We start from the raw sequence: 18,467 nt of genomic DNA, 5'->3' as shown, positions 1-18,467 counted from the left end.
CATGAACCCTATTAATCGCATTATCACCATCGCGAACCAGAAGGGTGGCGTCGGCAAGACGACCACTGCCATCAATCTGGCGACCGCGCTTGCTGCCATCGGCGAGCATGTCCTGATCATCGACCTGGATCCGCAGGGCAATGCCAGTACCGGGTTGGGCATCGATCGCCGTGACCGTGCCGTGTCTTCCTATGATCTCCTCATGGGGACGCACAGTGTGCAGGAGACGGTTCTTCCGACCGCCGTTCCCAATCTTTCGATCGTGCCGTCGACGATGGATCTCCTGGGGTTCGAGATGGAGATCTCCCAGCAGGCGGACCGTGTTTTTCGTCTCAAGCGCGCCTTGACGCAGATCGCCCTGCCCTACTCCTACATCATCCTGGATTGCCCGCCGTCCTTCAACCTGCTGACCATGAATGCCATGGCGGCGGCACAGTCGGTGCTCGTTCCGCTGCAGTGTGAATTTTTCGCTCTCGAGGGTCTGAGCCAGCTCCTGGAGACGGTCAACCAGGTGAAGCAGACGGTGAATCCCGGGCTCGACATCCAGGGGATCGTCCTGACGATGTTCGATGCCCGCAACAATCTGGCGCAGCAGGTCGTCAATGACGTGCGGACCTACCTGGGTGACAAAGTCTATCACACGCTGATCCCGCGGAATGTCCGGGTTTCCGAGGCGCCTTCCTATGGGAAACCTGCTATTCTCTACGATCTGAAGTGCGCTGGAAGCCAGGCTTATCTGCAGCTGGCGTCGGAGGTTATTCAGCGTGAACGGCGCCGGAAGGCGGCCTGACGAATATTGGTGGTTATGATATGAGCGATGATCTCTCAAAGCGCCGGCTCGGGCGCGGTCTGGCAGCCCTGATCGGTGAAATGGATCAGCCGCTGCAGGTCGATGAGGCGCCGAAGCCGGTCAATCCGGATCGGATGCTGCCGATCGAACATGTGAGCCGCAATCCCCGGAACCCTCGCCGGCAGTTCGATGAGAGCGATCTCCAGGATCTGGCAAGCTCCATTCGCCAGCATGGCATCGTCCAGCCGGTGGTCGTGCGGACGGTCAACGGCCAGTTCGAGATCATCGCCGGCGAACGTCGCTGGCGTGCCGCCCAGCTTGCGGGTCTGCACGAGATCCCTGTCATCGTCCGCGATGTGGACGACCGCACCGCGCTCGAAATCGCGATCGTCGAAAACGTTCAGCGTGCAGATCTCAACCCGCTCGAAGAAGCTCTCGGCTACGATCAGCTCATTGCCGAATATGGCTATACACAGAACGATCTGGGCGGGATCATCGGCAAGAGCCGAAGCCATGTGGCCAACAGCCTGCGGCTTCTGAAGCTTCCCGAGCCGGTGCGGGACATGCTCTCCTCGGGCGAACTGTCTGCCGGCCATGCCAGGGCCCTGATCACGACCTCGGATCCCGTTGCTCTGGCACGGACGATCGTCGCCAAGGGGATGTCGGTTCGCGATGCGGAGCGATTGGCGCAGAACGACGTCAAGGCCCAGACGCAGCCTCAGGGCGCCAAGGCGGAGCAGAAGGATTCCGATACGCTTGCTCTGGAGCGGACGCTCTCCGATTCCCTCGGCCTCGAGGTGAAGATCGCCCACAAGGGCGGCAACGGTCAGATGCGCATTACCTATCGCAACCTCGAGCAGCTGGAAGAAATCTGCCGTCTTCTGGAGCGGCGGTAGCGCTGAGCCGACTAACGCTGGCTGCGAGCCGACTGGATCGCAATCGCCATCAGGGTCTGAAAGGCGATGCTGTCCTCCAGGCTCTGTTTCTGGCGGCTGTGCAGGACTGCCGCCTGCAGCCGTTCCGTCTCGCGCTGTAGAGCATGGGCCGTCCAGCTCCGCAAAGCCTTTTCTATCAATGGCTTACGCTTGAAATGGATGTGCCGCCCGAGCGTCATCATGACCTGCCCGACCTGCAGGTTCTTCTCGTCCATTTCGGCGCGCATCAGGTCCATCATCTGGAACTGCTTGAGACAGGACTGCAGGACTAGGAAGATCGGCGTCTTGGAGGTCGACACCTTCTGCATTGAATGACGGAGTGCGGGAAGATTTCCGGTCAGAATGGCGTCAACAGCCTCGTCGGTCGAGACGTTGCTTGCATCGCCGATGATCGCCGATACGTCCTCCTCTTCGACGGTGCCCTTGCCGCGGCAATAAAGGGCGAGCTTGCGCACCTCGTTTCGCGAGGCGATGCGGTCCCCGCCCAGGAGCTCCAGCAGGTGCCGGCGGGCGGCGGGCGATATCCCCAGGCCGTCCAGGGCAAGCTCGCTGTCGATGAGAGAATTGAGCGCCCGGGCATCGTCGGCATAGCAAGGGATGACCGCGATCATCCGCGACGGTTCTGCGAGCTTGCGCAGACCGCTCCCCTTCTTCAGGTCGCCGGCCTCGATGACGAGCATGTTGGCGGGCGCTGGCCCGGCTGCCAGAATGCCGAGTGCATCGAGGAGCGCCTTTTCGTTGGAGGCGCCGCGGAGCCACACGAGCTTGTCGCCGCCGAAGAGGCCCAGGGAGTTGACCTCGTCGAGCAGCCTCCCCGGGTCGTTCTGGAGATCCGAGACATCCATCTTCAGCATCGAGAACGGATCGTCCTGTGCAATGCCTGATTTCTTCACGAGGAGAGAGGCACGTTCCGACACGAGGCCCCGGTCCGGGCCGTAGATCACGAAGATGCGGTAGGTCTCGCTGCCGCGATCAACGAAACGATCAAACTCGTGCGACTTTATTTCTGCCATGTCGGCTGGGGCTGGGGCTCTCTGGAGAGGGCAATGGCGAGGTCGGCACGGATGAGTTCGGCAAGCTCCTTCGCTGCCCGGTCCTCCGCGTCCCTGACGGCCCGCAATTCGGCGAATTCCTGGCGCGACACGTCGAGAAGCGACGTGATCCTGCGGGTTCCGACCTTCAGGACCTCGCCGTCGCTGACTCGCGAAAGCGTATAGTTACCGGAGACGTTGACGCGTCCGGGCTGCAAGCCGACCGCGTCCTCGTCGTCGAGAATGTCGCTATAGGCGGCGGTGACCTGCAGAGCGACCTCGTACTGGGGGGCAGGCGTTTCCCCTGCCCCGCCCGACGTGAGGAATATCAGCTGGTTCCGAACGACCTGCTCCACCCTCTCATCTGCGGGCGAGAATGCGATTTCCGCCAGCTTGAGGCCGGTTCCGGAGGCTTCCGAATACAGCGGGCGAACCTGACAGCCGGCCAGCATGGCCACGGCAGTCAGCCCAAATGCCAGTTTCAACAGCCGGGGGCGATAAGAGCGAGCATCACACGACAATGTTCACGATCCTCTGTGGGACGACGATGATCTTTTTCGGTACCTGCCCATCAAGAGCGGCACGCACGGCGTCCAGCGCAAGAACCGCAGCCTCGATGTCATTCTTCGATGCGTCGCGGGCGATTGTCAATTCCGCACGCTTCTTGCCGTTGATCTGGACGGGAAGCATCATCTCGTTCTCGAGGACGAGCGATTCCTCGTAGGCCGGCCAGGGCGCCTGCGACAGCATGCCGGAATTGCCGAGGACCGACCAGCATTCTTCCGCAAGATGTGGCGTCATCGGCGCGACGATCCGTACGAGGATCTCGGCTGCGTCGCGTACGGCCGCCCGGAAGGCCGGATCGGCATCACCGGAGGCAACCCGTGTCAGCGGCGCAGCCAAAGCATTGACGAATTCGTAGATGCGCGCCACGGCCTTGTTGAAGGAGAGCCGGTCGTAGTCGTCCTGTACCGCCTTCAGGGTCTTGTGGGCGACCTGTGAGATGGCCAGCGCCTCACCGTCCGTGGCAGGCTTTGGCGCGACGTCGATGAGATTGGGGGCGGCCTCAGAAATCAGGCGCCAGAGGCGCTGCGTGAAGCGGTGAGCACCCTCGACACCGGCCTCCGACCAGATCACGTCGCGATCCGGCGGCGAATCCGACAGCACGAAGAAGCGTGCGGTGTCGGCGCCATAGGAGGCAATGATATCGTCCGGATCGACGACGTTCTTCTTCGACTTCGACATCTTCTCGATCGAGCCGATGGTGATTTCTTCGCCGGTGGAGAGAAGGGCTGCCTGTCGCTTGCCGTCGACTTCCTCGATGCGGATATCGGCGGGAGAGACCCATTCGCCGTTGGCGCCGCTGCCGCGGCGGTAGGTTTCATGGACGACCATGCCCTGGGTGAAGAGGCCCTTGAAGGGCTCCTTGACGTCCACATGGCCGGTCTCGTTCATCGCCCGGGTGAAGAAGCGGGAATAGAGCAGGTGTAGAATGGCATGCTCGATGCCGCCGATGTACTGGTCCACCGGCAGCCAGTGGTTGGCAGCCTTCGGATCGGTCGGATTGTCCTCCCAGGGCGCAGTGAAGCGCGTGAAATACCAGCTGGAATCGACGAAGGTATCCATCGTGTCAGTTTCGCGCCGGGCCGCACTGCCGCATTGCGGGCAGTTCACGTGGCGCCACGTCGGGTGCCGGTCGAGCGGATTGCCGGGATGGTCGAAGGTCACGTCGTCCGGTAGCTTGACCGGCAGGTCCTTCTTCGGCACGGGCACAACGCCGCAGACCTCGCAATGGATGACGGGAATCGGGCAACCCCAGTAGCGCTGGCGGGAGATACCCCAGTCGCGCAGGCGGAAATTCACCTTGCGCTCGCCCTGCGGCATGTTGCCGAGCATGGTGCCCGAGAGGCGTTCAACGACCATGCCGAACGCCTCTTCCGTGGTCTTGCCATCCAGGAACCGGGAGTTGATCATGACGCCGTCGCCGTCATAGGCGGTGTCGCCGATCGTGAAGCTCTGCGGGTCGCCGTCGGCCGGCATGACCACGGCAACAACGGGCAGGCCATATTTGCGAGCGAAGTCCAGGTCGCGCTGGTCGCCGGCGGGGCAGCCGAAGATGGCGCCCGTGCCGTAATCCATCAGGACGAAGTTGGCGACGTAGACAGGCAGTTCCCACGACGGGTCGAGCGGATGCCGGACGCGGATACCGGTGTCGATCCCCTTCTTCTCGGCGGTTTCGAGCGCTGCCAGCGACGTGCCATGGTGGCGGCACTCGTCGCAGAAGGCTTCGATAGCCGGATTCGCTTTCGCGGCATCCCGTGCCATCGGATGATCGGCGGCGATGGCGAGGAAGGATGCGCCGAACAGCGTATCGGGACGGGTGGTGTAGACGGGTATCTCGTTCTGGCCGATCGGCGCCGTCCCCGGCACGACTTCCCAGCGGATCGTCATCCCTTCCGAGCGCCCGATCCAGTTCTTCTGCATCAGCCGGACCTTCTCCGGCCACTGGTCGAGGGTCTCGAGCGAATCGAGCAGGTCCTGGCTGAAGTCGGTGATCTTGAAGAACCACTGGACCAGGTCGCGCTGCTCGACGAGCGCGCCGGAGCGCCAGCCGCGGCCGTCGATCACCTGCTCATTCGCCAGCACCGTCTGGTCGACCGGATCCCAGTTGACCTTGGACTGCTTGCGGTAGACGAGGCCCTTTTCCATCATGTCGAGGAAGAGGTGCTGCTGACGATGATAATATTCGACGTCACAGGTGGCGAATTCCCGTGACCAGTCCAGCGACAGGCCCATGGCCTTCAGCTGCAGCTTCATCGAGGCGATGTTCTGGTAGGTCCACTCCTTGGGGTGAACCTTGTTGTCGCGTGCGGCGTTTTCCGCCGGCATGCCGAAGGCGTCCCAGCCCATCGGGTGGAGGACGTTGTAGCCCCTCGCCCGCTTGTAGCGCGCCACGACGTCGCCCATGGCGTAGTTGCGGACGTGGCCCATGTGGATGCGTCCCGAGGGATAGGGAAACATCTCCAGAACGTAGTACTTCTCGCGCGGATCGGCATTGTCGGCCTCGAAGACCTTGGCTTCCGACCACTTCTCTTGCCAGCGTGGCTCGGCCTCGCGCGGATTGTAACGTTCACTCGCCATATCAATATTATCCGGGAAAACTTCAGAAAGATTGGCCAGACCTTCACCACGAAAGCCTGCAAGCGTCAAGTTTTACAGGGATACTGGCGATGGAAGTTGGCCGGGTTGCGGCAGCACGCCTCTTGGCATGCCGCGCCGCGCAGCCTAAGTCGTCTGCAATCAAGCGTGAGGGAAGAGCATGACCGTCCAGGATAGGCTGAAGGAAGTTCGTGCCCGGATCGCGGCAGCCGAACGCGTCGGGAAACGTCCGGAAGGATCCGTCACCCTGGTTGCCGTCTCCAAGACCTTCGAGGCCGATGCCATCCGGCCGGTGCTCGAGGCCGGCGAGCGGGTGTTCGGCGAGAACCGGGTCCAGGAAAGCCAGGGGAAGTGGCCGGCGCTGAGGCAAGAGTTCGAGGGCATCGAGCTTCACCTCATCGGGCCGCTGCAATCCAATAAGGCCGCGGACGCTGTTGCGCTGTTCGACGTGATCGAGACGGTCGATCGGGAGAAGATTGCCCGCGCACTGGCAGACGAGATGAAGCGGCAGGGGCGGTTTCCGCGGCTTTATGTTCAGGTCAACACGGGAATGGAGCCGCAGAAGGCCGGCATCGCCCCTGACGAGACCGCGGATTTCGTGCGCCTTTGCCGCGATGAGCTGGGGCTGTCGGTGGAGGGCCTGATGTGCATCCCGCCCGCAGACGAAAATCCGGGTCCGCATTTTGCTCTGCTGGCCAAGCTCGCCCGCGAGAGCGGCGTGGAGAAACTATCGATGGGCATGTCGGGCGATTTCGAGACGGCGGTGGAGTTCGGCGCGACGAGCGTGCGCGTCGGCTCGGCCGTGTTTGGCAATCGCTAAGCGGCCCTAGCCCTTAAGTCTGGCTTTCCAGTCTCTTCTGGCTCATCCTACAAGTGTCCCATGGCTGCGCTGGGACCATGGGAGGAGCAGATGCAGAGCACTTATTTCGACGTCTATGCCGAATGGCAGGCGGACCCGGAGGCTTTCTGGCTGCGGGCAGCCGAAGCGCTGGACTGGTCCAAGCCGGTCGAGCGGGTGTTCGACCCGGATCAGGGCGTCTATGGGCGCTGGTTCGTGGGCGGTGAAACGAACACCTGCCACAACTGTCTCGACCGTCACGTCAAGGCCGGACGGGGAGGCCAGAGGGCGCTGATCTACGACAGCGCGATGAATGGCACGAAGACCAGCTTCACCTATGACGCGGTGCTTGCCGAGGTGCAGGCGATCGCTGCCGTGCTGCGCAACCACGGCGTCGGCAAGGGCGACCGGGTGATCCTCTACATGCCCATGGTTCCGGAGGCGGTCTTCTCGATGCTGGCCTGTGCGCGGCTTGGGGCGGTGCATTCGGTGGTGTTCGGCGGCTTTGCCGCACACGAGCTTGCGAAGCGGATCGACGATAGCGGCGCCAAGGTGGTGATCAGCGCCAGCTGCGGGTTGGAGCCGGGCCGGATCGTGTCCTACAAGCCGCTGCTCGACCATGCGATCGACATGGCGACGGCGAAGCCGGACTTCTGCCTCATCCTGCAGCGCGACGAACTGCACGCGCCGCTGCGCTACGAGCATGGCGACATCGACTTCCGGCAGGCGGTCGAGGTGGAGAAGGTCAATGGTACGGTCATCGACTGCGTGCCCGTTGCCGCCACCGATCCGCTCTACATCCTCTATACATCCGGCACGACGGGCCAGCCCAAGGGCGTGGTGCGCGACAACGGCGGGCATATGGTGGCCCTCCAGTGGACCATGGAGAACCTTTACGGCGTAAAGCTCGGCGAAGTGTTCTGGACGGCCTCCGACATCGGCTGGGTGGTCGGTCATTCCTATATCGTCTACGCGCCGCTGCTGGCCGGCAGCACGACGGTCCTCTTCGAGGGCAAGCCGGTCGGAACGCCGGATGCGGGCACCTTCTGGCGGATCGTGTCGGAATACGACGTCAAGGTGCTGTTCACCGCACCGACGGCCTTCCGTGCCATCCGACGCGACGATCCGGACGGCGAGTACGTCCGGCACCATGACGTGAGCGGCCTGCGTGCGCTGTTTCTGGCCGGAGAGCGCGCCGATCCGGAGACGCTGAAATGGGCGGAAACCGTGCTCAAGGTTCCGGTGATCGATCACTGGTGGCAGACGGAGACCGGCTGGCCGATGGTCGGCAATCCGGCCGGCCTCGGCCTGCTGCCCTTCAAGGCCGGCTCTCCCACCTTGCCCATGCCGGGCTATGCCATCGATGTGCTGGATGACGCCGGCCATCCGGTGCCACGCGGCACGCTGGGCAATATCGTGGTGAAGCTTCCGCTTCCGCCCGGCTGCCTGGTGAGCTTCTGGAACGCCGACGACAGGTTCCGCCAGGCGTGCCTGGAGGAGTTCCCGGGCTACTACAAGACAGCCGATGCCGGGCTGATGGATGACGATGGCTATGTCTTCGTGATGGCGCGAACGGACGACATCATCAACTGCGCCGGCCACCGGCTTTCGACGGGGGCGATGGAAGAGGTCTGCGCCATGCATCCGGATGTCGCCGAATGCGCCGTCGTGGGTGTCGCGGATGCCTTGAAGGGACAGGTGCCCTGCGGCTTCCTGGTGCTGAAGAACAGGGTATCGCGCGATCAAGGCCTCGTGGAACGGGAAGTAATCGATCTCGTCCGCAGCGAGATCGGTCCCGTGGCCGCCTTCCGCACCGCCATGGTGGTGCAGCGCCTGCCGAAGACCCGATCCGGCAAGATCCTCCGCGGCACCATGCAGAAGATTGCCGACGGGATGCCCTGGACCATGCCGGCGACCATCGACGACCCGGGCATTCTCGAGGAGATCGCCGAGATCCTGCGGCAACGGGGATATGCGCGGGCGGCGCCGGCGATCGGACAGGACGCATAACGAAAAAACCCCGGCAGGGCCGGGGTTTCGAAGTGGTGCAATCGCTACCGGAGATCAGTAGCGATTGTCGTCCTCGTCTTCGTCGCGTGGGGCCGACTTGAGCGAGCTCAGCTTGGCGAAGACAGCGTCCGCATCGATTTCCTTCTCTTCTTCGCGATCATTGCGATAGTTGAAGTCGAGGTTTTCCGTTTCCGATGCGGATTGCAGCGTCGCGCCGACTTCGGCTGCGGTGGGAAGCGGCTTGCCCTTGGAGGCGCGCTCGACTTCCAGGTCGAGGTCGATCTGGCTGCAAAGGCCGAGGGTCACCGGATCCATCGGCGTCAGGTTCGTGGCATTCCAGTGGGTGCGGTCGCGGATCTGCTCGATCGTCGACTTGGTCGTGCCGACGAGACGCGAGATCTGTGCGTCCTTCAATTCCGGGTGATTGCGCACCAGCCAGAGAATGGCGTTGGGGCGATCCTGGCGCTTCGACACCGGTGTATAGCGGGGGCCGCGGCGCTTTGATTCGGGAACGCGAACCTTCGGCTCGGACAGCTTCAGCCGGTGATTGATGTCGCCTTCGCCGCGCTGGATCTCGTCGCGCGAGAGCTGCCCGGTGGCGATCGGATCAAGGCCCTTGATCCCCTGCGCTGCTTCGCCGTCAGCGATTGCCTTCACCTCCAGCGGGTGCAGCTTGCAGAACTGCGCAATCTGGTCGAAGGAAAGTGCCGTGTTGTCGACAAGCCAGACCGCCGTCGCCTTCGGCATAAGCAATTGTTGAGCCATAGATATAGATCCTCTGTCCGTCCGCGCCGGTGTCGCGGGCCGTGGGTATCAACCACTATTTCCGGGAATTCGACGCGTCTATATCCGGAAAACGGCGGAATTGCAAATATCGCGCAACATGAACCGTTTGTCTAATTGCTGGTCCGGTTCCACCTGATATGTATGATTCATGATCCGGAATTTTTGTCCGGTTTCGTCGTGACGAAATGGGGAGGAGACCATGTCCGAGAAGGTTTATCCTGTGTCGCGCGCCACCAAGAGCATGGCGCTGATCGACAAGGACAAATACGAGAAGTGGTACGAGGAAAGCATCGAGGACCCCGACAAGTTCTGGGGCAAGCACGGCAAGCGTATCGACTGGTTCAAGCCCTATACCAAGGTCAAGAATACCTCCTTCAAGGGCAAGGTGTCGATCAAGTGGTTCGAGGACGGGCTTACCAATGTCTCCTACAACTGCATCGACCGCCACCTGAAGACGCACGGCGAGCGCACCGCCCTGATCTGGGAAGGTGACAACCCGTATATCGACAAGAAGATCACCTACAACCAGCTGTACGATCAGGTCTGTCGCCTCGCGAACGTCCTGAAACAGCGCGGCGTCAAGAAGGGCGACCGCGTTACCATCTACATGCCGATGATCCCGGAGGCGGCCTATGCGATGCTCGCCTGCGCCCGCATCGGCGCCGTCCATTCGGTGGTCTTCGGTGGCTTCTCGCCCGAGGCACTGGCGGGGCGCATTGTCGACTGCCAGTCCTGCTTCGTCATCACCTGTGACGAGGGTGTGCGCGGCGGCAAGCCGGTGCCGCTGAAGGAAAACACCGACAAGGCCATCCACATTGCGGCGCGCCAGTACGCGACCGTCAACAACGTGCTGGTGATCCGCCGCACCGGTGGCAAGGTCAACTGGGCGCCGGGCCGTGACCTCTGGTATCATGAGGAAGTCGCCAAGGCGAAGCCGCACTGCGAGCCGGTGAAGATGAAGGCGGAGGATCCGCTTTTCATCCTCTATACGTCTGGCTCCACGGGCAAACCGAAGGGCGTGCTGCACACGACCGGTGGCTATCTCGTCTACGCGGCGATGACCCATGAATACGTCTTCGATTACCACGACGGGGACGTCTACTGGTGTACGGCCGACGTCGGCTGGGTGACCGGGCATTCCTACATCGTCTATGGTCCGCTGGCGAACTGCGCCACATCGCTGATGTTCGAGGGCGTGCCGAACTTTCCCGACCAGGGCCGCTTCTGGGAAGTCATCGACAAGCACAAGGTCAACATCTTCTACACGGCGCCAACCGCCATCCGCTCGCTGATGGGTGCCGGCGACGAGTTCGTGAAACGGTCCTCGCGGGCCAGCCTGCGGCTGCTTGGAACCGTCGGCGAGCCGATCAACCCGGAGGCCTGGGAGTGGTACTACAAGGTGGTCGGCGACAGCCGCTGCCCGGTGATCGATACCTGGTGGCAGACGGAAACCGGCGGCCACATGATCACGCCGCTGCCGGGTGCGACCGCCCTGAAGCCCGGCTCGGCGACGGTGCCGTTCTTCGGGGTCAAGCCCGAGCTCGTGGACAGTGAGGGCAAGGTGCTGGAAGGCGCGGCAGACGGCAATCTCTGCATCGCAGATTCCTGGCCCGGCCAGATGCGCACGGTCTACGGCGACCACGAGCGCTTCATCCAGACCTACTTCTCGACCTACAAGGGCAAGTATTTCACCGGTGACGGCTGCCGCCGCGATGCGGACGGCTATTACTGGATCACCGGCCGCGTCGACGACGTGCTGAACGTCTCCGGTCACCGTCTCGGAACAGCCGAGGTGGAATCGGCTCTGGTGTCGCATGACAAGGTCTCGGAAGCGGCGGTGGTTGGTTATCCGCACAGCGTCAAGGGGCAGGGCATCTACTGCTACGTGACGCTGATGTCCGGGAGCGAGGGTGACGACGCGCTGCGCCAGGAGTTGATCAAGCACGTCCGCAGCGAGATCGGACCGATCGCCACGCCGGACAAGATCCAGTTCTCGCCGGGCCTGCCGAAGACGCGCTCCGGCAAGATCATGCGGCGCATTCTCCGCAAGATTGCCGAAGACGATTTCGGCGCACTGGGGGATATCTCGACGCTGGCCGATCCGGGCGTTGTCGAGGATCTGATCGAGAACCGCCAGAACAAGGCGGTGTGATCGACCAAGGGCCGCCCTCGCTCGAGGGGGCGGCCTTCAACAGCCAATCCGGGACTGAATTTCTTCCATCTGCTCGCGACTGCGGTGATGCAAGGCTGGAGGAGATCTCACTCCGGTTTGCAGACGACCGGAGCCTTTCGCCCGCCGTCATAGCTTTGCGCCAGTCCGGCGAGCAGCATGTAGTCGGCCGCCTGCACGCCGCCGTCGAGCGTGACATCCGCAACCACCCGGCCGAAATATTTGTCGCCGGAAATGCGGCTGAGCTGGATGCGCGACGATGTTGCCGCCAGTTGCTCCAGAGCCCGCCGCGCCGTCTCGCCCGCCTGGCGAATGCTCAGGCATTTGGAGCGGATCTCTGGCGTATCGATACCACGGATGCGCACGTAGACTTCAACCTTCTGCTGCGGCCAGGGCCTTGCCTCGACGAGCAGGGTATCGCCATCGATGATCCGCAGGATTTCCGCCTCCACAGGTCCCGCGATCTCGTCACGCGGTGCCGCGTTCGCGGCGACAGCGAGGGGCAGTAGGACAGGAAGAATCAGCAGCAGGCGTTTCATGGAAGGAATAAATTCCTTCCTGTAGTAGAAGTCAATAGGACTAATAGCCTCTAGAAGTCGATCGCCCGGCCGTTGATCTCCCAGTCGCCGAAGCGGGACGGCTCGGCGCCGCCGCGGCCGCCGAGTTCGGTCGGCAGGCTGGCCTGAACTTCCTGCTGGCGCCGCTGTTCGGCTTCCTCAAGGGCACGCTTTGCAGCGGGCGAAAGCGGCTTCTTCACGGCCGGCTCGCTGTCCGTCGTGCTGCTGTTGTCGTTGTCGGGTTCCTGGATCATTCACGCCGCCGTGGGTCATATTGAAAAGAAAAGCGGGACAGACCACATCATAGACGGTTCGACCCCGGCAATAAAGCCTTCTGGAGACTGACGATGAACATGATGCGCACCGCGATGCTTCTGGCCTTCATGACAGCCCTGTTCATGGGCGTCGGCCTGTTGATTGGCGGCCGCGCCGGCATGATGATTGCCCTCCTCATCGCCGCCGGCATGAACCTCTTCTCCTACTGGAATTCGGACAAGATGGTGCTGTCTGCCTATCGGGCACAGCCGGTGGACGAAGGCAATGCGCCCGAACTCTTCCAGATGATGCGCACGCTTTCGGCCAATGCCGGACTGCCGATGCCGAAGGTCTATGTCTATGACAGCCCGCAGCCGAACGCCTTTGCGACAGGCCGCAACCCGCAGAATGCCGCCGTGGCCGCATCCACCGGCCTGCTGCAGCGCCTGACGCCGGAGGAAGTGGCGGGTGTGATGGCCCATGAGCTTGCCCACATCCAGAACCGCGACACCCTGACGATGACGATGACCGCGACGCTTGCCGGTGCCATCTCGATGCTCGGCAACTTCGCCTTCTTCTTCGGCGGCAACCGCGACAACAACAATCCGCTCGGTTTCATCGGCGTCATCGTCGCCATGATCGTGGCACCGCTCGCTGCCATGCTGGTGCAGATGGCGATCAGCCGGACCCGCGAATATTCGGCCGACAGGCGCGGCGCGGAGATCTGCGGCAACCCGCTGTGGCTCGCGTCCGCGCTCGGCAAGATCGCCGGCGCCGCCCAGGTGATCCACAACAACGATGCCGAACGCAATCCGGCGACGGCCCATATGTTCATCATCAATCCGCTGTCGGGAGAGCGGATGGACAACCTTTTCTCGACCCACCCGAACACGGACAACCGGATTGCCGAGCTGCGCAAGATGGCGAGCGGCTTTGATGCCGGTGGCTCGACGCCCGGCCTGCGTGCTGCTAGACCGACGCGCACCGCGCGCACCGTCCCCGAAACCGGCTCGGGCCGCGGCACCTCAGAGCCGCGCAAGGGACCCTGGTCTTGAACCAAGAGAAAAAAAGCAAGCGATCGTTCCAGTCCAGACAGCCGGCAGCGGCGCACCGTCAGGAAGAAGCCCCGGTACCATCCGACAAGGCGGGGTTCGATGTGCGTGCCACGGCCGCGAAGGTCCTTGCGGCGGCTGTGGACCGGAAAATCCCGCTCGACGGCATGCTCGACCTGGTCCATGGCAATGCCGCCTACAAGCAGCTGAGCGATGCCGACCGGGCACTGGCACGTGCCATACTGAACTCGGCCCTGCGGCACCTGCCGCGGCTGGAGGCGGCGATCGGTTCGATGCTCGACAGCCCGCTGCCCGAAGGCGCCCGCGCTCTTCATCACGTCCTGATCGTTGCCGCCGCGCAGATCCTGCATCTCGATGTGCCGGCCCATGCGGTGGTGGATATCGCCGTGGAACAGGCGCATCGCGACCCCCGCAACAGGCGTTTTGCCAAACTGGTCAACGCGGTGCTGCGGCGGCTGGTGCGGGAAAGACAGGACGTTCTGGATAGAACCGCTACCGTGTCACCCGTGCCGGATTGGTTCATGAGCAGGCTTTCGTCCGCCTACGGCAAGAACGAGGCGCAGCGGATTGCCGAGGCGCAGCTCATCCCGCCCGCCATCGACATCACCGTCAAATCCGATCCCGACGGCTGGGCGCAAAAGTTCGCCGGCCGTGTCCTGCCGACCGGCAGCATCCGTCTGCCGGTCTTTCAGGGATCGGTCGTGTCGCTGCCCGGTTACCAGGAGGGTGAATGGTGGGTGCAGGACGTGGCAGCCAGCATCCCGGCAAAACTGTTCGGCGACATCAAGGGATGGCGCATCGCCGACCTTTGTGCTGCCCCCGGCGGCAAGACGGCCCAGCTCGCGGCCGCCGGCGCCACGGTCATCGCCGTCGAGCAATCGGCCAACCGGCTGGTTCGTCTGAAGGAGAACCTGGCGCGGCTTGCACTCGATGCCGAGCTGGTCCAGGGCGACCTCTTCGAATTCCGGCCTGAACAGCTTCTCGACGGCGTGCTCCTGGACGCGCCATGCTCGTCGACCGGCACCACGCGGCGGCATCCGGACGTGCTCTGGACCAAAGGTCCGGAGGATATCGCCAAACTTGCCGCCCTGCAGGCCAAGATGCTTCGCCATGCCGTGACGCTTGTCAGGCCGGGTGGCCTGATCGTGTTCTCGAACTGCTCGCTCGATCCGCTCGAAGGGGAAGATCTGGTGGCGAATCTGCTGAGGGACGATCCATCTCTCGAACGCGTCCCCGTCGATCCGTCGCAATGGCCGGGCCTCGAGGAGGCAATCTCGCCGGTCGGCGAGTTTCGCACCACGCCTGCGATGTTGCCTGCGACTGATGGCTTCACCGGCGGCATGGACGGCTTCTTCGCCAGCGTCCTGCGGCGGCGGTAAGTCTTTCTTTACCATAGCAGCCGATTGTATTCGAAGAGGCTAAAGGGGGAGCCGGCTCGCGAGAGCGGAGGTTCGATCCTGCGGAGTGTTCCAAATTGATCATGCAGCTCGCGGATCGCCGAAGACTGATGTCTGTCGGCTTGCGGGAGGTCGTCCGTCGCTGCTACCGACGCACGGCGCGCTTGCGGCTTGTCCTTTCCCCATTTGCCGCACAGGTTCCGGATCGGCTGCTGGTTGCACCGACGGACCTGCGGGCCATCGATCCGTTCGTGGCGGAAGAGATCGCCGAAGGCCGTTTTCCGCTCGCCGGTTTTTCCCTGGATACGGAAGGTGCGTCTCCTTTCGCGGTCGAGCTTCCGTCGAAGGCTTTCGCCGAGCGGCTGCATTCCTTTGCCTGGCTGCGGCACATGCGGGCACAGAGGACCGAAGTCGCCTGTGCCCGCACCCGCACCATCGTTGCCAGCTGGATCATGCTGCATGGGCGCAGGACGAGAGGTATCGCCTGGGAGCCGAATGTGGTTGCGGAGCGGGTCATCGCCTGGCTGTCGCATTCGACGGTGGTGCTGCAGGGGGCCGAGGCGGGCTTCTACCGCCGCTTCATGAAAAGCCTGAGCTTCCAGGTGCGCTATCTGCGCCGGATCGTGCGCGGATTGCCGATGGACGAGACACGGCTGCGGATCCGCATCGCGCTTGCCATGGCCTCCGTCTCCATGCCGACCCGCAACGCCTACATCAGGCGCGAGGGCGGCCGGCTCGACCGGGAGCTGGAGCGTCAGATCCTGCCGGACGGGGCCCATGTATCGCGCAGTCCGCGTGCGGTCCTCGACCTGCTTCTCGACCTGCTGCCGCTGCGCCAGACCTACATCAACCTGGGGCATGACGTTCCGCCGAAACTCATCCCGACCATCGACCGGATGTATCCGGCGCTGCGGTTCTTCCGGCACCAGGACGGAGACCTGGCGCTCTTCAATGGCGCGACGTCGACGCCTGCGAGCGAGTTGATGTCGGTGCTGCGCTACGACGAGACGGGCGGCAAGCCGTTCAAGTCGCTGCCCCATGGGAACTATCAGCGGCTGGCGGCAAACGGCGTGACGATCATCGTCGATACGGGCAAGCCGCTTTCACCTGATCTTTCGCACCGGGCCCATGCCGGCTGCCTCTCGTTCGAGATGTCGTCGGCCCGGCACCGCTTCATCGTCAATTGCGGCGCACCGAAGTTTGCCGGGCGCGACTATCACCGGCTTGCCCGGTCCACGGCGGCGCATTCGACGGTGACGCTGAACGAGACCTCCTCGAGCCGTTTCCTCCGCTCGCATTTCTGCGGTGCCTCGATCCTTGCCAGCGCCAATCCCGGCGAGGTGGAGCGCTCCGAAGACCAGCATGGCGCCGATTGGCTGCGGGCCGTCCACGACGGCTATCTGCGGGAGTTCGGTTACCTCCACGAGCGGGAAATCGGTCTCAGCAGCACAGGCAGCAAGATCAAGGGCCATGACCGCCTCTTTGCGCCCGAGGGCGGCCGGGTCCCGGACGGTCGGGCTGTTGCCGAAGCGCGCTTCCATATCCATCCGACGATCTCGCTGTCGCGGCAGGATCAGGAAAGCGTGCTGATGGTGGCTCCCGATGGCGAGGCGTGGCATTTTTCGGCGCCGGGGCTGGCGATCGCGATCGAACAGGACATTTTCTTCGCCGATGCCTCCGGTCTGCGGCAAAGCCAGCAGATCGTCATCCCGTTTTCTGCGCCCGAGCTTGCGGAGATCCGGTGGATGTTGAAGCGTATGGAATAGGCGTTTCTTCCAGAGGAAAGCTATGCTAACGCGGCGCCAACTGCCCTTGCCGCGTGGCGGCATCATCCCGAGGAGCATCCCGATGGCCGTCGTTTCCAAGAAGATTCCCGCCCCGGATCAGATCAAGATCCGCACTGCGCTGCTGTCGGTGTCCGACAAGGCCGGCATTGTCGAGCTGGCCCAGGCGCTCGATGCACAGGGCGTTCGGCTTCTGTCGACCGGCGGCACCCACAAGGCCATCGCTGCCGCCGGGCTGCCGGTCACCGACGTGTCCGCCGTCACCGGCTTTCCGGAAATCATGGATGGCCGGGTGAAGACCCTGCACCCGAATGTCCACGGTGGCCTCCTGGCCATCCGCGACGATGCGGAGCATGTCGCGGCAATGAAGGCGCACGGTATCGAGGGGATCGATCTTGCCGTCATCAACCTCTATCCCTTCGAGGACGTACGGGCGGCGGGCGGCGACTATCCGACGACGGTCGAGAACATCGACATCGGCGGCCCGGCGATGATCCGTGCGGCCGCCAAGAACCATGCCTATGTTACGGTCGTCGTCGATCCTTCGGACTATCTGGCGCTGATCGAGGCGCTGCGCACCAACGAGGGCCAGACAGTCTATGCCTTCCGCCAGAAGCTGGCGGCCAAGGCCTACGCCCGAACCGCAGCCTACGACACGGCCATTTCCAACTGGTTCGCCGAGGCGCTCGACATCGAAATCCCGCGGTACCGGACGATCGGCGGCGTGCTGAAGGAGGAGATGCGCTATGGCGAGAACCCGCATCAGAGCGCCGGCTTCTATGTGACCGGAGAGCACCGGCCAGGCGTCGCGACCGCCAAGCTGCTGCAGGGCAAGCAACTTTCCTACAACAACATCAACGACACGGACGGCGCCTTCGAGCTGATTGCCGAGTTTTCTCCAAGCCAGGGGCCAGCCTGCGCCATCATCAAGCACGCCAATCCCTGCGGCGTCGCCACCGGTCCGTCACTGAAGGATGCTTACCTGCGGGCGCTTGCCTGTGACTCGACCTCGGCCTTCGGCGGCATCATCGCCCTCAACCAACTTCTCGATGCCGAGACGGCCGAGGAAATCGTCAAGCTCTTCACCGAAGTGATCATCGCCCCCGAGGTTTCCGACGAGGCGAAGGCCATCATTGCCAGGAAGCCGAACCTGCGCCTGCTGGAGACCGGCGGGCTGCCGGATCCGCGCTCGCGCGGGATCACGGCCAAGACCGTCTCGGGCGGCCTGCTGGTCCAGACCCGTGACAACGGGATGATCGAGGACATCGACCTGCGCGTCGTGACGACGCGTGCTCCGAATGATCGCGAACTGGAAGACATGAAGTTCGCCTACAGGGTGGCCAAGCACGTCAAGTCGAACGCCATCGTCTATGCCAAGGACGGGCAGACGGCCGGCATCGGTGCGGGCCAGATGAGCCGCATCGACTCGGCCCGCATTGCCGGCATCAAGGCGGAAGAGGCAGCGCAGGCGATGGGCTGGCCGGAGCCGATGACGAAGGGATCGGCGGTGGCGTCGGAGGCCTTCTTCCCGTTTGCGGACGGTCTGCTCTCGGCGATTGCCGCCGGTGCGACCGCCGTCATCCAGCCGGGCGGATCGATGCGCGACCAGGAAGTCATCGATGCCGCCAACGCGCACGGCGTGGCGATGGTGTTTACCGGCATGCGGCATTTCCGGCACTAGC

General features: G+C 63.3%; 15 protein-coding genes. 9 read left to right on the top strand and 6 right to left on the bottom strand.

Features of this window, described 5'->3' with window-relative positions:
* Position 1 precedes the first annotated feature (1 nt).
* A complete protein-coding gene (locus EO99_RS0105405; protein ID WP_029617624.1) occupies positions 2-790 on the top strand; it encodes a ParA family protein in 789 nt (262 codons plus the stop codon).
* 20 nt (positions 791-810) lie between these two features.
* A complete protein-coding gene (locus EO99_RS0105400) occupies positions 811-1,686 on the top strand; it encodes a ParB/RepB/Spo0J family partition protein (protein ID WP_029617623.1) in 876 nt (291 codons plus the stop codon).
* Positions 1,687-1,697: 11 nt separating this feature from the next.
* Here the strand turns inward: EO99_RS0105400 and holA are convergent, their stop codons facing one another.
* The 3 genes from holA to leuS are packed head-to-tail and all read right to left on the bottom strand — an operon-like array spanning position 1,698 to position 5,897.
* Complete coding sequence (gene holA / locus EO99_RS0105395) at positions 1,698-2,738, bottom strand: DNA polymerase III subunit delta (RefSeq protein WP_029617622.1); 1,041 nt, start codon at positions 2,736-2,738, stop codon at positions 1,698-1,700.
* Positions 2,726-3,241 carry a hypothetical protein gene (locus EO99_RS0105390; RefSeq protein WP_408002860.1) on the bottom strand — a complete coding sequence of 172 codons (516 nt, stop codon included), beginning with the start codon at positions 3,239-3,241 and terminating at the stop codon, positions 2,726-2,728. The genes holA and EO99_RS0105390 overlap by 13 nt, the downstream gene beginning before the upstream one ends.
* A 25-nt stretch (positions 3,242-3,266) precedes the next feature.
* The gene (gene leuS / locus EO99_RS0105385; RefSeq protein WP_029617620.1) at positions 3,267-5,897 is read right to left on the bottom strand and encodes a leucine--tRNA ligase; all 2,631 of its coding nucleotides are present in this window, start codon (positions 5,895-5,897) and stop codon (positions 3,267-3,269) included.
* A 178-nt stretch (positions 5,898-6,075) separates the two neighbouring features.
* Between leuS and EO99_RS0105380 the strand changes: the two genes are divergently transcribed.
* Together EO99_RS0105380 and EO99_RS0105375 are read left to right on the top strand one after the other, a co-directional pair.
* Positions 6,076-6,735, top strand: a complete 660-nt coding sequence (locus EO99_RS0105380; RefSeq protein ID WP_029617619.1) for a YggS family pyridoxal phosphate-dependent enzyme — start codon at positions 6,076-6,078, stop codon at positions 6,733-6,735.
* A gap of 90 nt (positions 6,736-6,825) precedes the next feature.
* Positions 6,826-8,763 (top strand): AMP-binding protein, encoded by a 1,938-nt coding sequence (locus EO99_RS0105375; RefSeq protein ID WP_029617618.1) that lies wholly within the window; start codon positions 6,826-6,828, stop codon positions 8,761-8,763.
* A 54-nt stretch (positions 8,764-8,817) separates the two neighbouring features.
* On the opposite strand, the gene EO99_RS0105370 is transcribed toward EO99_RS0105375, so the two are convergent.
* Positions 8,818-9,528: a DUF1013 domain-containing protein gene (locus EO99_RS0105370; RefSeq protein WP_029617617.1), complete on the bottom strand. Its 711-nt coding sequence runs from the start codon at positions 9,526-9,528 to the stop codon at positions 8,818-8,820.
* Positions 9,529-9,748: 220 nt separating this feature from the next.
* Between EO99_RS0105370 and acs the strand changes: the two genes are divergently transcribed.
* Positions 9,749-11,701 (top strand): acetate--CoA ligase, encoded by a 1,953-nt coding sequence (gene acs, locus EO99_RS0105365; RefSeq protein WP_029617616.1) that lies wholly within the window; start codon positions 9,749-9,751, stop codon positions 11,699-11,701.
* A 107-nt stretch (positions 11,702-11,808) separates the two neighbouring features.
* On the opposite strand, the gene EO99_RS0105360 is transcribed toward acs, so the two are convergent.
* Together EO99_RS0105360 and EO99_RS0105355 are read right to left on the bottom strand one after the other, a co-directional pair.
* Complete coding sequence (locus EO99_RS0105360) at positions 11,809-12,258, bottom strand: thermonuclease family protein (protein WP_029617615.1); 450 nt, start codon at positions 12,256-12,258, stop codon at positions 11,809-11,811.
* A gap of 50 nt (positions 12,259-12,308) precedes the next feature.
* Positions 12,309-12,527 carry a DUF1674 domain-containing protein gene (locus EO99_RS0105355; RefSeq protein ID WP_029617614.1) on the bottom strand — a complete coding sequence of 73 codons (219 nt, stop codon included), beginning with the start codon at positions 12,525-12,527 and terminating at the stop codon, positions 12,309-12,311.
* Positions 12,528-12,623: 96 nt separating this feature from the next.
* On the opposite strand from EO99_RS0105355, the gene htpX reads away from it, so the two are divergent.
* The 4 genes from htpX (at position 12,624) to purH (ending at position 18,466) form a co-directional block, all read left to right on the top strand.
* Positions 12,624-13,586, top strand: coding sequence for a zinc metalloprotease HtpX (gene htpX, locus EO99_RS0105350; protein WP_029617613.1), 963 nt, complete (start codon positions 12,624-12,626; stop codon positions 13,584-13,586).
* Positions 13,577-14,983, top strand: coding sequence for an RsmB/NOP family class I SAM-dependent RNA methyltransferase (locus EO99_RS0105345; protein WP_156034631.1), 1,407 nt, complete (start codon positions 13,577-13,579; stop codon positions 14,981-14,983). The genes htpX and EO99_RS0105345 overlap by 10 nt, the downstream gene beginning before the upstream one ends.
* 101 nt (positions 14,984-15,084) lie before the next feature.
* A complete protein-coding gene (locus EO99_RS0105340) occupies positions 15,085-16,767 on the top strand; it encodes a heparinase II/III family protein (RefSeq protein ID WP_029617611.1) in 1,683 nt (560 codons plus the stop codon).
* A gap of 82 nt (positions 16,768-16,849) precedes the next feature.
* Positions 16,850-18,466 carry a bifunctional phosphoribosylaminoimidazolecarboxamide formyltransferase/IMP cyclohydrolase gene (purH, locus tag EO99_RS0105335; RefSeq protein WP_029617610.1) on the top strand — a complete coding sequence of 539 codons (1,617 nt, stop codon included), beginning with the start codon at positions 16,850-16,852 and terminating at the stop codon, positions 18,464-18,466.
* Position 18,467: the final 1 nt, after the last annotated feature.

Origin of the sequence: Pseudorhizobium marinum (assembly GCF_000705355.1) — a bacterium.
In the GTDB taxonomy this organism is placed as follows: domain Bacteria; phylum Pseudomonadota; class Alphaproteobacteria; order Rhizobiales; family Rhizobiaceae; genus Neorhizobium; species Neorhizobium pelagicum.
This window is presented reverse-complemented; position numbering and strand designations above follow the sequence as displayed.